20 protein-coding genes and 1 pseudogene are annotated in these 19479 nt (G+C 68.9%); 9 read left to right on the top strand and 12 right to left on the bottom strand.

Annotation, left to right across the window (positions count from 1 at the left end; all coding sequences use genetic code 11):
• Window positions 1-3 precede the first annotated feature (3 nt).
• The 4 genes from AC1RM6_RS24360 to htpX form a co-directional block, all read right to left on the bottom strand.
• Window positions 4-1722, bottom strand: a complete 1719-nt coding sequence (locus AC1RM6_RS24360; protein WP_493106058.1) for a heparinase II/III family protein — start codon at window positions 1720-1722, stop codon at window positions 4-6.
• Window positions 1719-2396 carry a ribulose-phosphate 3-epimerase gene (gene rpe, locus AC1RM6_RS24355; protein ID WP_493106056.1) on the bottom strand — a complete coding sequence of 226 codons (678 nt, stop codon included), beginning with the start codon at window positions 2394-2396 and terminating at the stop codon, window positions 1719-1721. Before rpe ends, AC1RM6_RS24360 begins: the two co-directional genes overlap by 4 nt.
• Window positions 2397-2436: 40 nt before the next feature.
• Window positions 2437-3714 (bottom strand): RsmB/NOP family class I SAM-dependent RNA methyltransferase, encoded by a 1278-nt coding sequence (locus AC1RM6_RS24350; protein WP_493106054.1) that lies wholly within the window; start codon window positions 3712-3714, stop codon window positions 2437-2439.
• A gap of 251 nt (window positions 3715-3965) precedes the next feature.
• Window positions 3966-4919: a zinc metalloprotease HtpX gene (htpX, locus tag AC1RM6_RS24345; protein WP_493106052.1), complete on the bottom strand. Its 954-nt coding sequence runs from the start codon at window positions 4917-4919 to the stop codon at window positions 3966-3968.
• Window positions 4920-4993: 74 nt separating this feature from the next.
• Here htpX and AC1RM6_RS24340 point away from each other — a divergent pair, with 74 nt between their 5' ends.
• Both AC1RM6_RS24340 and AC1RM6_RS24335 read left to right on the top strand, forming a co-directional pair.
• A complete protein-coding gene (locus AC1RM6_RS24340; protein WP_493106050.1) occupies window positions 4994-5164 on the top strand; it encodes a DUF1674 domain-containing protein in 171 nt (56 codons plus the stop codon).
• A gap of 243 nt (window positions 5165-5407) precedes the next feature.
• Entirely contained in the window at window positions 5408-5980 is a 573-nt protein-coding gene (locus AC1RM6_RS24335; protein ID WP_493106048.1) for a hypothetical protein, read from the top strand.
• A gap of 27 nt (window positions 5981-6007) precedes the next feature.
• Here the strand turns inward: AC1RM6_RS24335 and AC1RM6_RS24330 are convergent, their stop codons facing one another.
• The 4 genes and pseudogenes from AC1RM6_RS24330 to AC1RM6_RS24315 form a co-directional block, all read right to left on the bottom strand.
• Window positions 6008-6853 carry a COG4223 family protein gene (locus tag AC1RM6_RS24330; protein WP_493106046.1) on the bottom strand — a complete coding sequence of 282 codons (846 nt, stop codon included), beginning with the start codon at window positions 6851-6853 and terminating at the stop codon, window positions 6008-6010.
• 27 nt (window positions 6854-6880) lie between these two features.
• On the bottom strand, window positions 6881-7570 hold the full coding sequence (locus tag AC1RM6_RS24325; protein WP_493106044.1) for a uroporphyrinogen-III synthase: 690 nt from the start codon (window positions 7568-7570) through the stop codon (window positions 6881-6883).
• A gap of 12 nt (window positions 7571-7582) precedes the next feature.
• Window positions 7583-8477, bottom strand: a pseudogene (gene hemC / locus AC1RM6_RS24320) (hydroxymethylbilane synthase).
• Window positions 8478-8489: 12 nt separating this feature from the next.
• Window positions 8490-9812 (bottom strand): MATE family efflux transporter, encoded by a 1323-nt coding sequence (locus AC1RM6_RS24315; RefSeq protein ID WP_493106179.1) that lies wholly within the window; start codon window positions 9810-9812, stop codon window positions 8490-8492.
• A gap of 216 nt (window positions 9813-10028) precedes the next feature.
• Here AC1RM6_RS24315 and AC1RM6_RS24310 point away from each other — a divergent pair, with 216 nt between their 5' ends.
• From AC1RM6_RS24310 to AC1RM6_RS24295, 4 genes are read left to right on the top strand one after another with little or no spacing between them, the layout of a single operon-like run.
• Complete coding sequence (locus tag AC1RM6_RS24310) at window positions 10029-10562, top strand: SRPBCC family protein (RefSeq protein WP_493106042.1); 534 nt, start codon at window positions 10029-10031, stop codon at window positions 10560-10562.
• 40 nt (window positions 10563-10602) lie between these two features.
• Window positions 10603-11259: a DsbA family oxidoreductase gene (locus tag AC1RM6_RS24305; RefSeq protein WP_493106039.1), complete on the top strand. Its 657-nt coding sequence runs from the start codon at window positions 10603-10605 to the stop codon at window positions 11257-11259.
• Between the two features lie 40 nt (window positions 11260-11299).
• The gene (gene tsaD, locus AC1RM6_RS24300) at window positions 11300-12334 is read left to right on the top strand and encodes a tRNA (adenosine(37)-N6)-threonylcarbamoyltransferase complex transferase subunit TsaD (protein WP_493106037.1); all 1035 of its coding nucleotides are present in this window, start codon (window positions 11300-11302) and stop codon (window positions 12332-12334) included.
• Window positions 12331-13320: an NAD(P)H-dependent glycerol-3-phosphate dehydrogenase gene (locus AC1RM6_RS24295; protein ID WP_493106035.1), complete on the top strand. Its 990-nt coding sequence runs from the start codon at window positions 12331-12333 to the stop codon at window positions 13318-13320. The genes tsaD and AC1RM6_RS24295 overlap by 4 nt, the downstream gene beginning before the upstream one ends.
• A 151-nt stretch (window positions 13321-13471) precedes the next feature.
• On the opposite strand, the gene AC1RM6_RS24290 is transcribed toward AC1RM6_RS24295, so the two are convergent.
• Window positions 13472-13960, bottom strand: coding sequence for an outer membrane protein assembly factor BamE (locus AC1RM6_RS24290; RefSeq protein ID WP_493106033.1), 489 nt, complete (start codon window positions 13958-13960; stop codon window positions 13472-13474).
• Between the two features lie 142 nt (window positions 13961-14102).
• Here AC1RM6_RS24290 and AC1RM6_RS24285 point away from each other — a divergent pair, with 142 nt between their 5' ends.
• Entirely contained in the window at window positions 14103-14645 is a 543-nt protein-coding gene (locus AC1RM6_RS24285) for a ubiquinol-cytochrome C chaperone family protein (protein ID WP_493106031.1), read from the top strand.
• Entirely contained in the window at window positions 14642-15169 is a 528-nt protein-coding gene (locus AC1RM6_RS24280) for a YceD family protein (RefSeq protein WP_493106029.1), read from the top strand. The genes AC1RM6_RS24285 and AC1RM6_RS24280 overlap by 4 nt, the downstream gene beginning before the upstream one ends.
• On the opposite strand, the gene nhaA is transcribed toward AC1RM6_RS24280, so the two are convergent.
• Complete coding sequence (gene nhaA / locus AC1RM6_RS24275) at window positions 15166-16299, bottom strand: Na+/H+ antiporter NhaA (protein ID WP_493106027.1); 1134 nt, start codon at window positions 16297-16299, stop codon at window positions 15166-15168. The two genes, AC1RM6_RS24280 and nhaA, sit on opposite strands and share 4 nt — an antisense overlap.
• Before the next feature lie 129 nt (window positions 16300-16428).
• Between nhaA and AC1RM6_RS24270 the strand changes: the two genes are divergently transcribed.
• On the top strand, window positions 16429-16872 hold the full coding sequence (locus tag AC1RM6_RS24270) for a hypothetical protein (protein WP_493106025.1): 444 nt from the start codon (window positions 16429-16431) through the stop codon (window positions 16870-16872).
• A 13-nt stretch (window positions 16873-16885) separates the two neighbouring features.
• Here AC1RM6_RS24270 and AC1RM6_RS24265 read toward each other — a convergent pair whose 3' ends face one another.
• Both AC1RM6_RS24265 and AC1RM6_RS24260 read right to left on the bottom strand, forming a co-directional pair.
• Window positions 16886-18925 (bottom strand): M13 family metallopeptidase, encoded by a 2040-nt coding sequence (locus tag AC1RM6_RS24265; RefSeq protein ID WP_493106023.1) that lies wholly within the window; start codon window positions 18923-18925, stop codon window positions 16886-16888.
• Between the two features lie 54 nt (window positions 18926-18979).
• Complete coding sequence (locus tag AC1RM6_RS24260) at window positions 18980-19468, bottom strand: MarR family winged helix-turn-helix transcriptional regulator (RefSeq protein WP_493106021.1); 489 nt, start codon at window positions 19466-19468, stop codon at window positions 18980-18982.
• Between the last annotated feature and the right edge of the window lie 11 nt (window positions 19469-19479).

The raw sequence follows: 19479 nt of genomic DNA, 5'->3' as shown, positions 1-19479 counted from the left end.
CGATCAGTTGGAACGGGTGAGCACCCACTTGACCTCGATCCCCTGTGCCGGGACCGGGCCGGTGATCACGATCTGCCGGGTCTGCTGCGGCCGGCCGCGCGGATCGATCCAGAGGCTGTCCTCGACCGCGACCTCGCCGCCGACCACCCGGAACCGCCAGAGCGCGCCGCCCGAGATGCGCAGCAGCGCGCCGACTCCGTCGGCGGTCGCCGAAATCTCGACCCCGGGGGCGAGGTGGAAGCGGATCGCATAGTCGATCTCCTTCGCACGGCGGCTGCGGCCTTCGGGCAGCAGCATGTCCTCGCCGCGGACCTCGCGACCGTCGGGCGACAGCGCGATATGGCGGCGATGCTCGAAACCATAGCGCCGGACATAGCCGTCATGGCTGGCATCGATGACGCTGCCATGAACGCCCTCGCGCCGGTCATGCTCGACCGCGCTCACCCCCTTGCCGATCGAGCCGTCGGGATGGATCGCGGTCGAATTCGAATCGTCGAGAGTCAGCGTCGAATGCGCCGCGGTGCTGCGCAGCGCCTGCGCCAGCGAAGGCTGCAGCGCATTGTTGGCACCGCCGCCGCCGCCGCAATTGACGATCAACCGCCACGGCCCGTCGGACATCTCGATCGCCAGCGTCGAGGCGCAGGCCCCTTTGGCGAAGCGCGAGATCGGCGGCGGCGCGGCGTCGAGGATGATCCGGCTATGGCCCATCGACAGCCGCTGATAGCCCCAGTCATGCGCCTGGCGCAGCGGCCGGACCCGCATGGCCGACGCCGCGACCACCGCGTCGATCCGGCCGGCGTCGATCGGCGCGTCGCCCTGCCAGCTCGAAAGCCCGCTGTCGCCCATCGTCAGGCCGAGCAACGCCGGGACCGCGCGCTGCAGCGCATCGGTCAGCGGGGTCGCCGGGCGCTGTTCGCGCATCTCGTAGAAGCGGCGCAGCAGCGAGAGCAGGTCGACCAGGTCGATCTGGGCGACCGGCGAGCGACTGACGACGCCACCATCGTCGTGCAGCGCCGCCTTGAGCGCATGTTCGAGGCCGCGCTCGCCATGCGACAGGCGATGCTCGCCGCCGGGGATCAGCAGCCCCGCGGCCACCACCCCCGCCCAGGCCGCCACCCGCGGCAGGCCCGGCGCGGCCTTGTCGGCGCTGGCGTCGAGATGCCGGGCGCCGCGCGCGAGCGCGTTGAGCAGCCGCGACCGGTAGTCGCCATCGTCGGACGACAGGATCAGCGGCGCATGCGCGCCCCAGAACAGGATGCGCCGCCCCCACAGGTCGGGGCGCCAGGCGGCTTCGTGAAGCTGCTTGCCGAACGCGTCGACCCAGCGGCGCGCGAGCAGTTCGGCGATCGGTGCGACGCGGTTGCGCGGGCCGCCGGCGGCGAGATCGCGCAGCCAGGCGAAGCTTTGCAGATGATCGCTGAACGCCGCCGACATCGTCCGCGCGCGGAAATCATAATCGGCGATCGCGACGCTTTCGCCGCGCCAGACGATCTGGCCGTCGAGCATCGCGCCGCCGGCGCGGACCATCCCCTCGACCGGATCGATCGGCACCCCGAGCAGCTGCAGCGAATGCCGACCGCGCAGCCGGAAACGGTGGATCGGCGTGCGCCACGCCAGCGCATGGACGCGGCTCGACACCCGTTCGGCAAGCGACTGGCTCTTGTCGCCCTCGACGCGGATCAGCCGTTTGCCCGGCACCACCCCGTCGTCGGCTTGGCTCACGCGATGCTGGTCCCCGCCTGCTTGAGCCCGGCGATATTGGCGGCATAAGCCGTGGGGCCGCCCCGGAAGGTCGCGGTGCCCGCGACAAGCACGGTCGCCCCGGCGGCGATCGCGCGCGGCGCGGTGTTGATGTCGATGCCGCCGTCGACCTCGAGATCGATCGGCTTGCCGGTGCGATCGATCATCGCGCGGATCGCCTCGATCTTGCGCAGCTGACTCTCGATGAAGCTCTGGCCGCCGAAGCCGGGATTGACGCTCATCACCAGCACCAGGTCGATATCGTCGATGATGTTGTCGAGCGTCTGGATCGGGGTCGCCGGATTGAGCGACACGCCGGCCTTCTTGCCGAGCCCCTTGATCCGCTGGATCGTGCGGTGGACATGCGGTCCCGCCTCGGGATGGACGGTGATGATGTCGGCGCCGGCATTGGCGAAATCGTCGAGAAAGGCATCGACCGGCGAGATCATCAGATGGACGTCGAAGGTCTTGGTCGTGTGCGGGCGCAGCGCCTTCACCACCCCCGGCCCGATTGTGATGTTGGGGACGAAATGGCCGTCCATCACGTCGACATGGATCCAGTCGGCGCCGGCCGCGTCGATTGCGCGAATCTCCTCGCCCAGCTTGGCGAAATCGGCGGAGAGGATCGAAGGGGCGATGAGGACGGGACTGGTCATGATGCGAGCGGATTAGCTGCGCCTCATCCCATCGGCAAGATCAACCCCGCCGGAAACGGGCGACGAAGAAGCCATCCGCGCCACCCCGTTCGGCCAGCGCGCCGGGTTTCACCCGGACCCGGCCGACCCGGTCGGTGCTAAGGCCTTGAGGAAGTTCGTCGGCCCGCACCGGATCGAGCGCCCACGCGCCCGCCTGGCGAGCGATGAAATCTTTTGTAACCTGCTCGCCCTCTTCGGCCTCGAGCGAGCAGACCGCGTAGATCAGCACGCCATCGGCCGCGACGAGACCGGCGGCATGATCGATCAGCGCCGCCTGCTGTTCGGCGAGCCCGGCGATCACCCGCGGGCTCGCGCGGTGGAGCACGTCGGGGTGGCGGCGGAAGATGCCGGTCGCCGAACAGGGGGCGTCGAGCAGCACCACGTCATAGGGCGCGCCATCGGCAAAGCTTCCCGCATCGCCCTCGACGACCGCCGCCGCGAGACCGGTGCGGTCGAGATTGTCGGACAGCCGCGCCAGCCGCTGCTCGGACAGGTCGAGTGCGGTCACCTCCCAGCCCGCCGCGGCGAGTTGCATCGTCTTGCCGCCGGGTGCGGCGCACAGATCGAGCGCACGCCCGGCCCCGACGCCGGCCAGCCGGGCCGGGATCGAGGCGGCGATGTCCTGCACCCACCAGACGCCCTCGTCATAGCCGTCGAGATCGACGACGCGCCGGCCGGCGGCGATGCGGACATGCCCCGGCGCGAGGCTTTCGCCGTCGAGCCGGGCCGCCCATTCGGCGGCATCGAGCCCGGGCTTGAGAGAGAGGTCGACCGGCGGCGGGGCGGCGATCGAGACCCGCGCAGCCTCGACCGCGGCGGCGCCCCAGGTCGCGGTCCAGCGCTCGGCGACCTCGACGGCGATATGCGGCGGATCGACCAGCACCGCGCCGGCCTTCATGATCGTGCCGAACACGCCGTGCGCCAGCTTGCGCGGTCCGCCGTCGAGCAGCGGCAGCGCGGTCGAGATCGCGGCATGCTGCGGGGTCTTCATCGCCAGCGCCTGGACCAGCGCGATCCGCAGCACCATCCGCGCCTTGGCGTCGGGCGGGATCGGCCGCTCGGTCGCGCCATCGATCAGCGCGTCGAGATCGGGCATGCGCCGCAGCACCTCGGCAGCGATCGCATGGGCGAAGGCCCGGTCGTCGGCGCGGTCGAGTTCGCCGCACGCCCCGTCGATCGCAGCCTCCAGCGGCAGACCACGGCGCAGTACTGCGTCGAGCAATTTCAGCGCGGCGCGCCGCGTCGGGGTGCCGGCAGGGTCGGCGATATGGTTTTTCATAATATCCGGAACAGGGCGATGATCGCGCCCAGTAGAGCAAGCCAGCAGAATAAGCCCAGAAAAAAGGCTCCAACCACGTGAGGCATCGATTCGGTCTCTGCCTGTGCAGACAGGCGAACGCCCGAAGACCGCCCAAAAGGCAGCAGCCGAATGACTCGCCGGCCGGTCCCGACACATGTTCGGCCTATGGCTTCGAGGCCGCCATCAACCAGAAGATTGCCGACGAGATCGGCAATGGCCGACAATGACATCTAGCGCCGACGGGTGGGATCGAGCGCACTCGCCCGCCGACGAATGATCGGCACCGACGACCGCGCCCCCGGCACCGTTACAAAGTCGGAGGCCACGAAATGGGGCGACGATATCCCCATCTCGTTGGCGATCGCCTCGAGCTGGGCGATCCGGTTCTCGGTCGCGGGGTGGGTGGAAAACAGGCTGTCGCGGCCACCGCTGCGCCCCGGCACGATATAGAGCGCCGCCGCGGCCGGGTTGCGATCGACCACCGGGTTGGGGATGTTCGCCGCGCCGTGCGCGAGCTTGGCCAGCGCCGAGGCGAGCGCGCGCGGCTTGCCCGAAATCTCGGCCGCGCCGGCGTCGGCACCATATTCGCGGTGCCGGCTGATCGCCATCTGGACGATCATCGCCGCGAACGGCGCCACGAACACCGCGAGGATCGATGCCAGCACCTGGCCGCCGTCGCGATCGCGCCCGCCGCCGAAGAACATGCCGAAATTGGCGAGCATCGAGATCGCGCCGGCGATCGTCGCGGTCATCGTCATGATCAGCGTGTCGCGGTGGCGGATATGCGCGAGCTCGTGCGCCATCACCCCCTCGATCTCGTCGCGATCGAGCAGACCGAGCAGGCCGGTGGTCGCGGCAACCGCGGCATGCTGCGGATCGCGGCCGGTCGCGAAGGCGTTCGGATGCGGGCTGTCGATGATATAGGTGCGCGGCGCCGGCAGGTTGGCGCGCCGCGCCAGCCCCTGGACCAGGCCGACGAATTCGGGGCACGACCGGGCATCGACCTCGCGCGCGCCGTGCATCTTGAGTACGATGGTGTCGGCGTTCCAGAAGGTGAAGAGGTTCATGCCCGCCGCGACCAGCAAGGCGACGATCGCGCCGCCGCTGCCGCCCAGGGTGAATCCGAGCGCCATGAACAAGGCGGTCAATGCCGCCAGCATCATGGTCGTCCTCAACGCGTTCATCTTGCCTTTGCTCCTCGTCCCGCCAATGTGGGGGAGACGCCATTGATCTTCAATTGCCCCGAAAGGCTCCAACCATGCCCGGCGAACGTCCGCCCCACATCAAAGCGCCCGCGCACCTGTCGCCCAACCCGCCGGTTCCTGAACCGCAGGCCATCGCCCCCGCCCCTGAATCGGGCGGCCGCAACGGCCCCGACCCGACGCGTTATGGCGACTGGGAAAATAAAGGCATCGCGGTCGACTTCTGATCGTCGCACGCACCATCGACCAACATAGGCAAGCGGGTTCGTTGCGACTGCGTAATATTGTTAATATAGTCTGACCGTTAACTATATTTTCAAGGAAAACTGCCATTTTTACGGAAATTCCAATCCGTATAACTGGTGATGAACATGATGTCCGGTCGTGTGTGCGTTGCTTTTGCCTGTTTCCTGTCCGCCACCATGGCGCAGGCTGCTTCGGTCCACGAGACCAGCCCCAAAACCAGCCAAATGCGGCTGGCGCTGAGCGTCGGCTCGCTCGGCATCGGCCCCGAGGTGACCTATCGGCCTTCGCGCTGGTTCTCGCTGCGCGCGGGGGCCGGCTTCGGCAAGGTCAAGCCGCACGCCCAGATCGACGGGATCGACTATCGCGGGCGGCTCAAGCTCGAAAATTACGGGCTCGCGGCCGATCTTTATCCGTTCGGCAATGGCTGGCGGATCTCGGCCGGAATCCGGTCGACCGATCATCGGTTGGGGCTGCACGCGACGCCGATGGAGCCGATCCGGATCGGCAACATGACCTATGCGCCGTGGATGATCGGCACGCTGAGCGGCGACATCACCACCCGCAAATATGCGCCGCTGGCGACGATCGGCTATGCGGGCACCGTCGCCCGGGGATTCTCGCTGGGCGCCGATGTCGGGGTGATGGTCCAGGGCAAGCCCAGGATCGGCCCACTGACGTCGACCAGCATGTGGGTGACCGCCGCCGATCTTGCGGCCGAACAGGCGCAGATGCAGCACGACATCGATCGGTTTCGTTATTATCCGGTGGTGCAGATGTCCGCCGGCTACCGCTTCTAAGGCCGGAACAGACTCGCGGCGCGGCGGCTATTCGGCCGTTACAGGCTCCGCGGCCAGAACGACCGGGGTCGCCGGCCGCAGCAGCGCCGCGGTCTCGATCCGGTCGAGCGCGGCGCGCGTCTGGACGTAACGGCGGGCCGCGACGATCCAGCCTTGCGCAGCGGTGCGTGCGGGCAGCCGGGCCACCTCGGCCAGGGCCGCGTCGACCTGGCCGGCAGCGAGATTGTCGCGGGCGCGGGCCAGTCGATCGACCGGCGCGGCGCTCGGGACGTCGGCCTTGCGGATCACGATCAGGCCGCCGAGCTCGCGCCGGAAACCGTCCCACCAGCCCTCGTCGGCCGAGGCCCCGGTCAGTTTCGGGCGGAGCGCATCGAGCTGGTCGCGCAGCTGGTCGATCGTGACCGGGGTCCGCGATCCGCTGATCACCATCGCCACCGCCTGCGGTTCGACCCCGCCGAACCGGTCGCGCAAAATCCCCTCGAGATAGCCGAGCGGCACCCCGCGATCGATCGAGCGGCGCGCGGCGAACGCCACCAGCAGCCCTTCGGCGCGCGATGCCTCGCCGGTTGCTGCCTGGGCGCGCTCGTCGATCCGGTCGACCTTCTCCTCGAGCGAATCGATCCGCTGGTCGACCACCGCGCCGACCACCTCCGAAGGCGGCGGCGCGGCGATGTGGATCACCGGCGGCGGGCTGGCCGGCTTCGGCGCGACGATCGTCGGCGGCTTGGGCGCGATATAGTCGGCGACGACATCGTAGCGGGCGAACAGCCAGGCCATCACGCCCATGCCGAGCAGCAGCGCGACGAGAAACAGGAGCAGCATCGGCCAGATCGACCGCCGGCGCGGATATTGATCAAGCTCGGGCAGCGGCAAGCCTGTTTCTCCTTCGGTTGAGCGCCCTTAGTGACACAAGCGCGCGGCCGCCGCCAGCAGGCGCAGATCATCAGGTTTGTCGGCGGCGATCGTCGCACGCCAGCCTTCGCCCGCGCTCGCCAATATCGCCGGCGACAGCGCAGCCAGCGCGACGGTCGGCCGCGCGATACCGGCGCGATCGCTGAGCATCGCGAACTGCTCGGCGGCGCGACCCGAATGGAGCAGCACCACCGCCTCGCCGCCCGCCAGCGCGCGCAGCGCGCCATCGGTGAGCTTGTCGACCGCAGCGCTGCGATAGACGATGCGGCGATCGAGCTGCAGCGCGGGGTGCGTGGCGTCGCGATGATCCTCGCCCGCGAGATGGAGCGCGCGCGTCATCCCTTCCTCGACGAGGATATCGAGCAGCGCCGCGGCGTCGCCGCGGCCGGTCCGGATGTCGGGAAAGTCGGCCGCCTTGAGCGCCCGCGCGGTCGCCGCCCCCACCGCGAAGGCCGGCAGGCCCGTGTAGAGTCGCAACGCCGTACCGGCTTCGCGCACCGCATTGGCGCTGGTCACGATCAGCGCGTCATAGCCGGCGGGATCGGGTGCTTCCCAGGCGACCCGCTCGATCCGGAAGATCGGCGCGAGCAACGGACGCCAGCCGCCCTGGTTCCATGCGCTCTTCGACGTCATCGTCGCGCCCGGCTCGGGGCGCAGGATCAGCAGCGGAACACCCATCGGCCTATATCCTCATGCGCCGGAGAACAGCGCGCGCAGCCCGGGCGACGCTGCACCGAGCAGCTCGCCGGCCAGCGCCGCCGCATCTTCGTCGATCGAACCGGGGCGCAGCATCGCATCGCCGCTGCGGCATTCGCCACCGTCCTCGGCGATGATCTCGGCCCGCAGGTGGATGGCTTCGCCGGCTTCGACGGCAAGCGCGGCGATCGGCGACACAGGCGTGGGTGGGGGCATGGTCGATCGCGGCGAGGATCGCGCGCAGATCGTCGCGCACCGCGAGCGTCTCGATGCCGACCGCGCCCTGCGCGGGTGCCGGCAGCATGACCTCGGTCGGGATGGCATGGCCGACCTCGCGGCCGAGCCGATCGAGCCCGGCGGCGGCGAGCAGGGTCGCCTCGGCCTCGCCCGCCTGCAGCTTGGCGAGGCGCGTATCGACATTGCCGCGGAACAGCACGATCCGGGCATCGGGGCGCTCGCGGCGCAGCTGGGCCGCGCGGCGCGGCGACGAGGTGCCGATCCGCGGATTGGCCGGCAGCGCGGCGAGGCTCTCGGCACCGATCAGCCGGTCGCGGACATCGGCACGCGGCAGCATCGCCGCGATCATGATCTCGGCAGGCCGGATCGTCTCGACATCCTTCATCGAATGGACCGCGAAATCGATCTCGCCTTCGGCCAGCGCGCGATCGAGTTCCTTGGTCCACAGCGCCTTGCCGCCGACCTCGGCGAGCGCACGATCCTGGATACGGTCGCCGCTGGTGCGGATCTCGACGATCCGGATCGCGTCTTCATCCCAGCCATGCGCGGCGCACAGCGCGGCGATCACCATATGCGCCTGGGTGAGCGCGAGCGGGGAGCCGCGGGTGCCGAGGCGCAGCGGCCTGTCGAGGGGAGGCGGGACAGTCGTCATCGGTTCGGATCCTTAGGCGGCGTCGGCCTGCGGGACCAGCCCCAGCCGGCCGCGGCGCGCCCAGCGCGTCACCATCAGGCAGGCGACGACGGCGAGACCGATCGCCAGGCCGAGCCAGATACCGACCCCGCGCATGCCCATCGGGAAGGCGAGCCAGGTGCCCGCACCGATGCCGATCACCCAATAGCCGACCGCCGCGAACAGCATCGGCACCCGCGTATCCTGCAGCCCGCGCAGCACGCCCGCGCCGATCACCTGCGCGCCATCGACGATCTGGAACAGCGCGGCGATCGCGAGGAAGTCGATCGCATGGTGCAGCACCACCGCATTGGCCGGATCGCCAAGGTCGAGAAACACCCCGACGAGGATGCGCGGCCAGCCGATCAGGAAGATTCCCGCGCAGCAGGCTAAGGCCAGGCCGAGGCCGAGCGCCAGCCAGCCCGCGCGGCCGGCCGCGACCGGATCGCGCGCGCCATAAGCGATGCCGACCCGCACCGTCGCCGCCTGGCCGATGCCCATCGGCACCATGAAGCTGAGCGCGGCGATCTGGATCGCGACCGCATGGGCGGCGAGCGAAGGCTCGTCGATCAGCCCCATCAGGAACACCGCGGCATTGAACACGGTGACCTCGAGACCGACGGTGACCGCGATCGGCAAGCCGATCCGCCAGACCTCGCGGAAGCGCGGCCAGTCGGCCACCCACCAGCGCCCGAGCAGCCGGTAACGGCGGAAGCGCCGGTCGGCGAAGATCACCGCGACCATGCCCAGCAGCAGGAACAGCGACGAGATCGCGCTGGCGACGCCCGCACCATGGAGCCCCATCGCCGGGGCGCCGAAATGGCCGAAGATCAGCGCCCAGCCGACCAGCGCGTTGAAGGGGATCGCGAGCAGCGTCACCACCACGCCCCAGATCGGCCGTTCGAGCGCGGCGATATAGTTGCGCAGCGTCAGATAGCACCAATAAGGCAGCAGCGCCCATTGCAGCCCATGGGTCAGCTCGCCGGCACCCTTCGCGAGCAGCGGGTCCTGCCCCATCGCCAGCAGGATCGCCTCGGCATGCCACAGGATCAGCCAGGCCGGCAGACAGAGCAGGGTTGCAGCCCACAAAGTCTGGCGCACGGTACGGCGGATGTCGCGCACCGAATGGCGACGGCGCCCGCGCTCGCTGGCGATCAGCGGCGATGCAGCCGTGGTGAGGCCGATGCCGAAGATCAGGAAGGCAGTGTAGAGATTGATCGCGAGCGCGCCCGAGGCGACCGCCGATGCGCCGAGCCGGCCGAGCAGCAGCAGATCGGTCGCGCTGATCACCGACCAGCCTAGATTGCCGACGACCATCGGCACGGTGAGCCGCAGCAGTGCCGCGGCCTCGGCCCGCCACGACAGCTGGCCCGACGAGGGCGGCGCATCGATCGGCGCGACAAGGGCGGTGGGCACGGTCATGGGGCCGGTCTCCATAGAGACATGCGGCGATGAGCGAAAGGCGGTGCGGATCGGCGCTTGACTTGGCCGACCGCGCGGGGCCCTTTTCGATATCGGCGGAGGGGATCGGCGATGGCGAAGATGACGATGATGCTGCTCGCAGCGGCGCTGGGATGGCCGGCGGCCGCCATCGCCGAGGTCAAGTCGGTCGAGCCGCAGGGCTTCATGATCGTCAACAGGGTCGTGACCGGCGCCAGCCCCGCCCAGGCCTATGCCGCGCTGATCGAACCGCGCCGCTGGTGGAATCCGGCGCACAGTTTTTCCCAAGATGCCGCCAACTTCAGCCTCGATGCCAAGGCCGGCGGCTGCTTCTGCGAAACGCTGCCGAAGAGCGGCGGATCGGTCGAGCATATGCGCGTCGTCAATGTCGTGCCCGGCGCGATGCTGCGGCTGCGCGGCGCGCTGGGACCGTTGCAGGGCGAAGGGGTCGACGGCGCGCTGACCTGGAAGATCGACGCGGCGGACGGCAGCGGATCGACGATCACCCAGACCTATGTCGTTGGCGGCTATCTGACCGCCGGCACCGCGAAGATCGCACCGGTCGTCGACATGGTGATGGGCGAGCAGCTCGCCCGGCTCAAGGCGCTGCTCGACAAGCCACGCTAGCGCACCCATATCCGATCGATATCAACCGACAGGCGCGCGCATGACCCGGCCCATGAAGATCGACTTCGTTTCCGATATTTCCTGCCCCTGGTGCATCATCGGGCTGCAGGGCCTCGAAGAGGCGCTGCAGCGGATCGGCGACGATGTCGCCGCCGAGATCCGCTTCCATCCGTTCGAACTGAATCCCGACATGCCGCCCGAGGGCGAGAATGTGACCGAGCATGTGGCGTGGAAATATGGATCGACCCCCGAGCAGTCGGCGGTCAACCGCAAGGCGATCCAGGAGCGCGCCGCCGCCGTCGGCTTCGCGATGCGCACCGGCCCCGACAGCCGCATCTACAACACGTTCGATGCGCATCGGCTGCTTCACTGGGCGGGAATCGAGGGCCGGCAGGCCGCGCTCAAACACGCATTGTTCGAGGCCTATTTCGGCGAGCAGCTGAGCCCGGCCGATCCCGAGGTGCTGGTCGCCGCCGCCGAAACCGCGGGCCTCGACGGCGCCGCGGCGCGCGCGATACTCGAGTCGGGGCGCTATGCGGCGGAGGTTCGCGAGGCCGAGCAATTTTGGCGCGGCGCCGGGATCACCGCGGTGCCGGCGGTGGTGATCGACGACCGCTATCTGATCTCGGGCGGCCAGCCGCCCGAAGCCTTCGAGCGCGCGCTGCGCAGCATCGCCGCCGAGGCACCCACTGCTTGAACGCTGACTTGTCGGCGATGATCGGTTAGACGCCCCGGCCATGGCGATCATCCTTGGTATCGAATCGAGCTGCGACGAAACCGCGGCGGCGCTGGTCACGAGCGATCGCCGGATCCTGGCGCATCAACTCGCGGGACAGGAGAGCACCCATCGCCCGTTCGGCGGGGTGGTTCCCGAGCTGGCGGCGCGCGCGCATGTCGAAATGGCGGTGCCGCTGGTCGAGGCCGCGCTTGCCGAGGCCGGCCTCAAGCTGGCCGATGTCGACGCGATCGCCGCGACCGCGGGCCCCGGGCTGATCGGCGGGGTCATGGTCGGGCTGATGACCGGCAAGGCGCTCGCCCACGCCACCGGTAAGCCGCTGATCGCGATCAACCATCTCGAGGGCCATGCGCTGTCGCCGCGGCTCGCCGATCCGAACCTGCGCTTTCCCTATCTGCTGCTGCTCGCCTCGGGTGGGCATTGCCAGCTGCTGTTCGTGCGCGGGGTCGGCGATTATGCCCGGCTGGCGACGACGATCGACGATGCCGCGGGCGAGGCGTTCGACAAGACCGCCAAGCTGCTGGGCCTCGGTTTCCCCGGAGGGCCGGCGGTGGAGAAGGCGGCATTGGCCGGCGATCCCAAGGCAGTGCCCTTGCCGCGCCCGCTGGTCGGCAGCGGTGAACCCCATTTCTCCTTCGCCGGACTCAAGAGCGCGGTGCTGCGCGCGCGCGATGCCGGGCTCTACCGCAGCGAGGATCTCGCGGCCTCGTTCCAGCAGGCGGTGGTCGACTGCCTGGTCGACCGCACCCGCCGCGCGCTTGGCAACGCCCATGGCGCGACCGCGCTGGTGGTCGCGGGCGGCGTCGCGGCGAACCAGGCGGTCCGCGCCGGCCTGTCCGCTCTGGCCGCGGCGCATAATCTGCCATTCGCGGCGCCTCCACTCTGGCTCTGCACCGACAATGGCGCGATGATCGCCTGGGCCGGGGCGGAGCGCTTCGCCGCCGGCCCGGTCGACGATCGCGATCTGCCCGCGCGCCCGCGCTGGCCGCTCGATCCGACCGCAGAAAAGGCGCGTGGAGCAGGGGTGAAGGCATGAGCTATCGACGGATAGGCGTGGTGGGCGGCGGCGCCTGGGGCACTGCATTGGCACAGGTGACCGCGTCGGACGGATCCGACGTGCTGTTGTGGGCGCGCGAGACCGAGGTGGTCGAGGCGGTCAACCGTACCCATGCCAATCCGCTGTTCCTGCCCGGTCTCGCCTTGTCCGATCGCATCCGCGCAACCGGCGCGCTCGCCGACATGGCCGCTTGCGATGCGCTGCTGATCGTGGTGCCGACCCAGTTCCTGCGCGGCGTGCTCGCCGAATTGCCCGCGCAAGGCCGACCGCTGATCCTGTGCGCCAAGGGAATCGAGGCCGGCAGCCGTCTGCTCGTTTCCGAGCTGGCTGCCGCCTGCGCGCCCGAGGCACCGATCGCGGTGCTGTCGGGCCCGACCTTCGCACACGAAGTGGCGGGCGGTCAGCCGACTGCGATCACCCTCGCCTGCGCCGATCGGGCGCTCGGCGAGGCCCTGGCGGCGCGCCTCGCCCGGCCGGGCTTTCGTCCCTATCTGTCCGACGACGTGATCGGTGCCGAGATCGGCGGCGCGGTCAAGAATGTGCTGGCGATCGCCTGCGGCGTGGTCGAGGGCGCGGGCCTTGGCCAGAACGCGCGCGCCGCGCTGATCAGCCGCGGCTTCGCCGAGATGACCCGCTTCGGCATCGCCCGCGGCGCCAAGCCCGAGACGCTGGCCGGACTCGCCGGGCTGGGCGATCTCGTCCTGACCTGTTCGTCGACCAGTTCGCGCAACTTCTCGCTGGGCAAGGGCCTGGGCGAAGGCCGCTCGGCGACCGACCTGCTCGCTGACCGCCGCTCTGTCGCCGAGGGAGCTGCGACCGCGCCGGTGCTCGCCGAGGCGGCCCGTGCGGCCGGCGTCGACATGCCGATCGTCGATGCCGTGAACGCGCTGCTGTCGGGCAGCGCCACGGTCGACCAGGTGGTCGGCGCCCTGCTCGCGCGACCGCTGAGGCGCGAGGGGAGTTAACGGAGACGCAGCCTCCGCAAGCGCGAACGCGCGCTTATTGCGAGGAAGCCAAGGGAGGCGGATGCCGACCGCCCGGCGTCTGAGGGCCTAAACAAAAAAACCGACGGGCGGCGGTCCAGCTTGTCTGAAGCCTGCCGCCGCCTCACGCGGATCAGTTGCCGGTGGGATTATCCGTCGACCCGCCCGTCGGGCTGACCGAACCGACCTGGCCGATATTGCCGAACAGCTCGGAGAAGAAGCCACGATCGCGACCCAGGGTCGGGGTCTTGTCACCATAAGGCGTGATCCGCACGATCTTCTCGACGCCGGTCTTGTCGACCGAAGCGACATTGCCCTTGTCGTCGAAGCGGACGATCAGGGTGGTCTGCGCCACCGCACGCGGATTGGCGAAGGCGAGCTGGCGGGTGTCGCGGGCGACATAATACCAGGTCTTGTCCTTGTCGAACTCGCCCGCGAAGCTGGGGCGGCCGAGGGTGCGCGACACCGATTCGCGGTTGTCGATCCCGGGCTGGACGGTGCCGATCAGCTGGCTGTCGACGACATAGCCCTTATGGTCGCGAGTCCGCGCGCAGCCACTGGCAAGGCCCAGGACGGCGATGGCGGCGATGCTCGCGGCCAGTCGCGGCAGGTGTCGGGGCATTGCAATCTCCTTGGGAACTCAGTGCGGCACTTGTCTGGACCATTGCGCCCGACGCGATCCGCCTCAATATGCGGAGCGGCCGGCAGGTGGCAAGATGCAGCCCGCGTGATGGACGCGCGCTGAACAGGGAAGACGTAAAAAAGTGAAGCTGGTGAAGAAGCTGTTCGGCCTGGGTGCCGATCCGCGGCAGGCGATGATCCCGCTCTATGGCTCGGTGGTCGCCGAAGCCCGGCAGCCCTGGTGGTATGCGACCGGCGGCGTCCCCGACACGCTCGACGGGCGGTTCGACATGATCGCGGCCGTGCTGGCGCTGGTGCTGATCCGGTTCGAGGCCGAAGGCGAGGCCGGACGCGAGCCTTCGGCGAAGCTCACCGAGGTGTTCATCGACGATATGGACGGGCAGCTGCGCCAGATCGGGATCGGCGACGTCGTCGTCGGCAAGCATATCGGCAAGATGATGAGCGCGATGGGCGGCCGGCTGACCGCCTATCGCGACGCGATCGATTCGGAACCCGCGCTCGAGGATGCGCTGCTGCGCAATCTGTGGCGCGGCGAAGACAGCGCCACGGCCCGTCCCGCGCTGGTCGCCGACCGGCTGCGCGACATCGCCGCCCGGCTCGCCGCAGTGGACCTGCCCGGCCTGTTGACCGACGGGCTTCCCTCCGACCGGACGATCGGCGCATGACCCCCGAATTTTCCCGCAGCTATCGCATCGACACGCTCGGCGAAGGCCTGCGCGGCGTCGCGATCGAGGCCGACGAGACCGAGCGCGCCGCGCTCGCCGGGCGATTCGGGCTGATCGCGATCGAATCGCTGTCGGCCGAGGCGTCATTGTCGCGCCAGGGCGACGCGATCCTCGCAGAAGGCAAGCTGACGGCGAAGGTCGTCCAGGCCTGTGTCGCCAGCGGGCAGCCGGTTCCCGCGGCGATCGACGAGCCGTTCAAGCTGCGCTTCGTCCCCGAACTGGCCGCCGACAGCGACGCCGAGGAGATCGAGCTGTCGGAAGAGGATTGCGACACCGTCGATTATACCGGCGGCGCGATCGACCTGGGCGAGGCGGTGGCAGAGACGATGGCGCTGTCGCTCGATCCTTTTCCGCGTGCGCCCGACGCCGACGAGGTTCTCAAGGCCGCGGGCATTTTGTCCGAAGAGGATGCCGGGCCGTTCGCCGCGCTCAAGGCACTGAAGGATAAGCTCAGCCCGTCCTAATCGTTCCTGGCGAATCGCAGCAGCGCAAAACCTGTGAGCGCGGACAGGATCGATCCGCCGAGCACGCCGATCTTGACCTCGTCGACGAGCAAGGGGTCGGCATAGGCCAGCCCGCCGATGAACAGGCTCATCGTGAAACCGATCCCGCACAGCAGCGCGACGCCATAGACCTGGATCCAGCTGGCGCCCGCCGGCCGATCGGCGATTCGCAGCGCGACCGCGATCCGCACGCTCGCGAAGATGCCGATCTGCTTGCCCGCGAACAGACCGGCGGCGATGCCGAGCGGCAGCGGCGACAGGATCTCGGCCAGGCCGATGCCCCCCAGGCTCACCCCGGCGTTGGCGAAACCGAACAGCGGCACGATCGCGAAAGCGACCCACGGGTGAAGCGCATGTTCGAGCCGTTCGAGCGGCGAATGCGCGTCGTCGCCGATCGGGATCGCGAAGGCCGCGAGCACTCCGGCGATCGTCGCGTGCACCCCCGACAGATAGACTGCGAGCCACAGCAATGGCGCGAGCAGCATATAGGGCCAGAGCGACCGCACGCCGATTTTCCCCAACCCGAACATTGCTGCGAGGATCACCGCCGCGGCGAGCAGCGCCGGACCGCTGATGCTGGGGGTGTAAGCGAGTGCGATGATCGCGACCGCGCCCATATCGTCGACGATCGCGACCGTCGTCAGGAACAGTTTGAGCGACGGCGGCGCGCGGGAGCCGAGCAGCGCGAGCACCCCGATCGCGAACGCGATGTCGGTCGCCGACGGGATTGCCCAGCCCCGCGCCAGCTGTGGCGCCCCCTGCACTACCACCAGGAAGATCGCCGCCGGGACGAGCATGCCGGCGGTCGCGGCGATGAACGGCAGCGCGCGATCGGACCAGCGGGCGAGATGCCCGCGCACGAACTCGCGCTTGATCTCGAGCCCGACGAGCAGGAAGAACAGCGCCATCAGCGCGTCGTTGATCCAGTGGTGGACGCTGAGCGGCCCGAGCTGCGCATGGAGCGCGTGAAAATAGCCTTCGGCCCAGGGCCCATTGGCGACGATCATCGCCAGCGCCGCGCCCGCCATGAGCACGATCCCGCCGGCAGCTTCCTGGTGGAGAAAATCGCGCAGCGCGTAGATCGGTTTCATGCCGCGACCCTAGGCGAGGCCCCAGCCGCTTGCCACCGAAACCGGCAAAACCGTGGAACGACAATACCTTGGTCTAAGCCTCATCACCCCGGTAAGGAGTCGCTAACCCCGATCGCCCACGCCCGTCGCATGAACGGATGCGGATCACTGCTCGAACGGCTCCACGGCTTTCAGGACCGTGCCCTTGCGATCGTCGAGAACACCGAGGCGATATTGCGCAGCGGATCGGCGGCGAATGCGATCGAGCTCGGCCATGCCCGTTGGGAGCTGACCCGCGTGCTGACCGCCTATCAGATGTTCATGCACCGCGAGCTGTTCCAGCCGGTGATCGACGGCGGCCGCCCCGACAGAGCACGCATCGCGATCGGATTGAAGGCGGACTGCATCGCGATCGGCGAGGATTTCCGCCATTATGTCGCCAAATGGAGCGCCGTCGGCATCACCGACCGCTGGGCCGAATATAAGGCGGCCGCGCTCGCGATCATCACCCGGCTGCGCAGGCATATCGCCCGCGAGCGCTGGGCGGCCGAGCAATTGCTGCTCGCCGCACCGGGCGGGCGTTCGGCGGCCTGACCTCAGGCCCTCGCTACCAGATCGAAGCGCGCCGATCGGGCGGCAGGTACATGCGATCGCCGCTGCCGACGCCGAAGGCCTGATAGAAGAGCGGCAGATGAACGACGATGCCGTTGACCCGGTAGCGCTCGGGCGGATGCGGGTTGTTCTGGATCAGCGCGAGCAGCGCATCGTCGCGGCGCTTGCCGAGATAGCTCTGGGCATAGCCGATGAAGAAGCGCTGGGCGCCGCTGAGACCGCCGATCACCGGCGGGGTTCGCCCGTGCAGCGTCCGCAGATAGGCACGCCAGGCGATGCTGAGGCCGGCGAGATCGGCGATATTCTCGGGCAGGACCAGCTTGCCGTTGACGAAGTGCCCCGGCAGCGGCTCGAAGCCGTCGAATTGCCGGACGAGCTTCGCGGTCCGCCGGTCATATTCGGCATGGTCGGCAGGCGTCCACCAGTCGCGCAGATTGCCGGCGGCATCGAACTGGCTGCCGCGATTGTCGAAGCCATGGCTCATCTCATGCCCGATCGTCGCGCCGGTCGAGCCGTAATTATAGGCATCGTCGGCATCGGCGTCGTAGAGCGGCTGCTGGAGGATCCCCGCGGGAAAGGCGATCTCGTTGGTCTGCGGCGAATAATAGGCGTCGGGGGTCGAAACCGTCATCTGCCATTCGGCGCGATCGACCGGCGCACCGACCCGCCGATGCTGTCGGTCATAGTCGAACATCTGGCCGCGCAGCACATTGCCGGCCAGATCGTCGGCGCGGATGTCGAGCGCGGCATAGCTACGCCACCGCGCCGGATAACCGATCTTGACGGTCATCGCCGACAGCTTCGCCAATGCCTGGGTGCGGGTCGCCGGCGCCATCCAGTCGAGCGTGGCGATGCGCTGCGCATAAGCGGCGAGCAGATTGGCGACCAGCGCATCGACCTTCGCCTTGGTTCGCGGCGCGAAATAGCGTTCGACGTAGAGCTTGCCCGAGGCTTCGCCGAGCAGCCGGTCGACGAGCTCACAACCCTGCTTCCACCGTTCGGACTGCCCGGTGGCGCCGCGCACCACCCCCTGGTTGAAGGCGAAATCCTCGGTCGCGAAGTCCTTGGGCAGATAGGGCGCGGTGCCCGCGACCAACAGGTAGCGCAGATAGGCCTTCCAGGTCGCGAGCGGCCGTTCGGCCACCAGCCGGGCGACCCCGGCGAGATAATCGGGCTGACGCGCGATCGCCAGCGCCGGCACCGCCATCCCGCTTCCGCCGAAATAGGCCGACCAGTCGAAATCCGGGGCCAGCGCGACCAATCCGGCGGCCGATCTGGGGTTGTAGGTCTTCTTCGGATCGCGGCGATCGACCGGCGCCCATTGCAGCCGGGCGATCGCGGTCTCGAGCGAGACGATCGCCGCCGCATCGGCGTCGGCCGCCGTGTCGCCCGACAACCGCAGCATCGTCGCGACATGCACGCCATATTTGGCGCGCATGCCGACGAATCGGGGATCGTCGCTCAGATAATAGTCGCGACCGGGCAGGCCGAGGTCGTTCTGCGACAGCCACAGGGCATAATGACCCGAATCGTGGGCATCGGGCGCGACATAGGTCGAGATTGGCACCGTCATCCCGATCCGGTCGAGCCGGCCGATCGCCTCGGCAAGATCGCGGGCGGTGGCGATCCGATCGATGCGGACGAGTTCGCCGGCGAGCGGCGAGAGCCCGGCCTTGTCGATCCGCGCCTGGTCCATGAAGCTGGCGTAGAGCGCGCCGACCTTGCGGATGTCGGGGTCTTGCGAGGAACCGGCCGCTTCGGCCATCTCCCTCTGCCGCGCCTGCGCGGTTTCGACCATCAGTTGCTGGACGCCATAGCTCGACCGGTCGGCGGGAATGGCGACGCTCTTCAGCCAATGACCATTGGCATAGTCGAAGAGATCGTCCTGCGGACGGACCGCGCGATCCATGTCGGCGAGCAGGATGCCGCTGCGAACGGGCGGTCGCGCGATCGCCCAGCCCGCCGTGGCCAGGGCCAGCGAAGCCGCCAGCAGGCCGGCCGACGCCATGCCCATCGAAAAATCAGCCAGGCGCACGCGATCCTCCCTGCGATGCCGCTGGGGAGTGATTATGTAGTCAACTACATATTGTCAATCGGAGCTATCGAAGTGCGCGTTGATGCGATCGAGCATCGATTGCGCGTCGAGCGCATCGTCGAGCCGGTCTAGCAGCCGGACGACATCGCCGGCCTCGGCATTCAATTCTTCGGCGGCGGCGTTGAACGCGTCCCACAACGGGGTCAGTCGCTCGACCAGCCGTCGACCTTCGTCGGTCAGGGCGATGAGTCGTCGCCGGCTGTCATGGCTGTCGGGCAGCGATTCGACATAGCCCGATCTTTCGAGCGAACGGCTGGCGGTGCTGACCGAGACATGGGTGATCTTCAGCCGCACGGCGATCTCGCCGATCGCCAGCGGGCCCGATTCGACGATCTGGCGCAACACCCCGTACCAGCGCTGTTCGAAGGCGATGCCACGATCGGCATAAGCGCGGGTACCGTCGCGATCGAGGCGTTCGGACACCCGCCGCAACCGCGCCGCCAGCGCCGCCCCTCCCCTGTCGCGGCTATAATCCTGCGTCATCAGGCGCCATC

The organism is Rhizorhabdus sp. GW822-FHT03C02 (assembly GCF_058801765.1).
Note: the sequence above shows the minus strand (reverse complement) of the source record. Positions and strands in the feature narration are given on the sequence as shown.

Bases quoted from the DNA above. Each gene is read 5' to 3' on its own strand.
- rpe (WP_493106056.1), bottom strand. From the start codon at position 2,396: ATGACCAGTCCCGTCCTCATCGCCCCTTCGATCCTCTCCGCCGATTTC.
- AC1RM6_RS24350 (WP_493106054.1), bottom strand. From the start codon at position 3,714: ATGAAAAACCATATCGCCGACCCTGCCGGCACCCCGACGCGGCGCGCC.
- htpX (WP_493106052.1), bottom strand. From the start codon at position 4,919: ATGAACGCGTTGAGGACGACCATGATGCTGGCGGCATTGACCGCCTTG.
- AC1RM6_RS24340 (WP_493106050.1), top strand. From the start codon at position 4,994: ATGCCCGGCGAACGTCCGCCCCACATCAAAGCGCCCGCGCACCTGTCG.
- AC1RM6_RS24335 (WP_493106048.1), top strand. From the start codon at position 5,408: ATGCGGCTGGCGCTGAGCGTCGGCTCGCTCGGCATCGGCCCCGAGGTG.
- AC1RM6_RS24325 (WP_493106044.1), bottom strand. From the start codon at position 7,570: ATGGGTGTTCCGCTGCTGATCCTGCGCCCCGAGCCGGGCGCGACGATG.
- AC1RM6_RS24315 (WP_493106179.1), bottom strand. From the start codon at position 9,812: ATGGTCGTCGGCAATCTAGGCTGGTCGGTGATCAGCGCGACCGATCTG.
- AC1RM6_RS24310 (WP_493106042.1), top strand. From the start codon at position 10,029: ATGGCGAAGATGACGATGATGCTGCTCGCAGCGGCGCTGGGATGGCCG.
- AC1RM6_RS24305 (WP_493106039.1), top strand. From the start codon at position 10,603: ATGACCCGGCCCATGAAGATCGACTTCGTTTCCGATATTTCCTGCCCC.
- tsaD (WP_493106037.1), top strand. From the start codon at position 11,300: ATGGCGATCATCCTTGGTATCGAATCGAGCTGCGACGAAACCGCGGCG.
- AC1RM6_RS24295 (WP_493106035.1), top strand. From the start codon at position 12,331: ATGAGCTATCGACGGATAGGCGTGGTGGGCGGCGGCGCCTGGGGCACT.
- AC1RM6_RS24290 (WP_493106033.1), bottom strand. From the start codon at position 13,960: ATGCCCCGACACCTGCCGCGACTGGCCGCGAGCATCGCCGCCATCGCC.
- AC1RM6_RS24280 (WP_493106029.1), top strand. From the start codon at position 14,642: ATGACCCCCGAATTTTCCCGCAGCTATCGCATCGACACGCTCGGCGAA.
- nhaA (WP_493106027.1), bottom strand. From the start codon at position 16,299: ATGAAACCGATCTACGCGCTGCGCGATTTTCTCCACCAGGAAGCTGCC.
- AC1RM6_RS24270 (WP_493106025.1), top strand. From the start codon at position 16,429: ATGAACGGATGCGGATCACTGCTCGAACGGCTCCACGGCTTTCAGGAC.
- AC1RM6_RS24260 (WP_493106021.1), bottom strand. From the start codon at position 19,468: ATGACGCAGGATTATAGCCGCGACAGGGGAGGGGCGGCGCTGGCGGCG.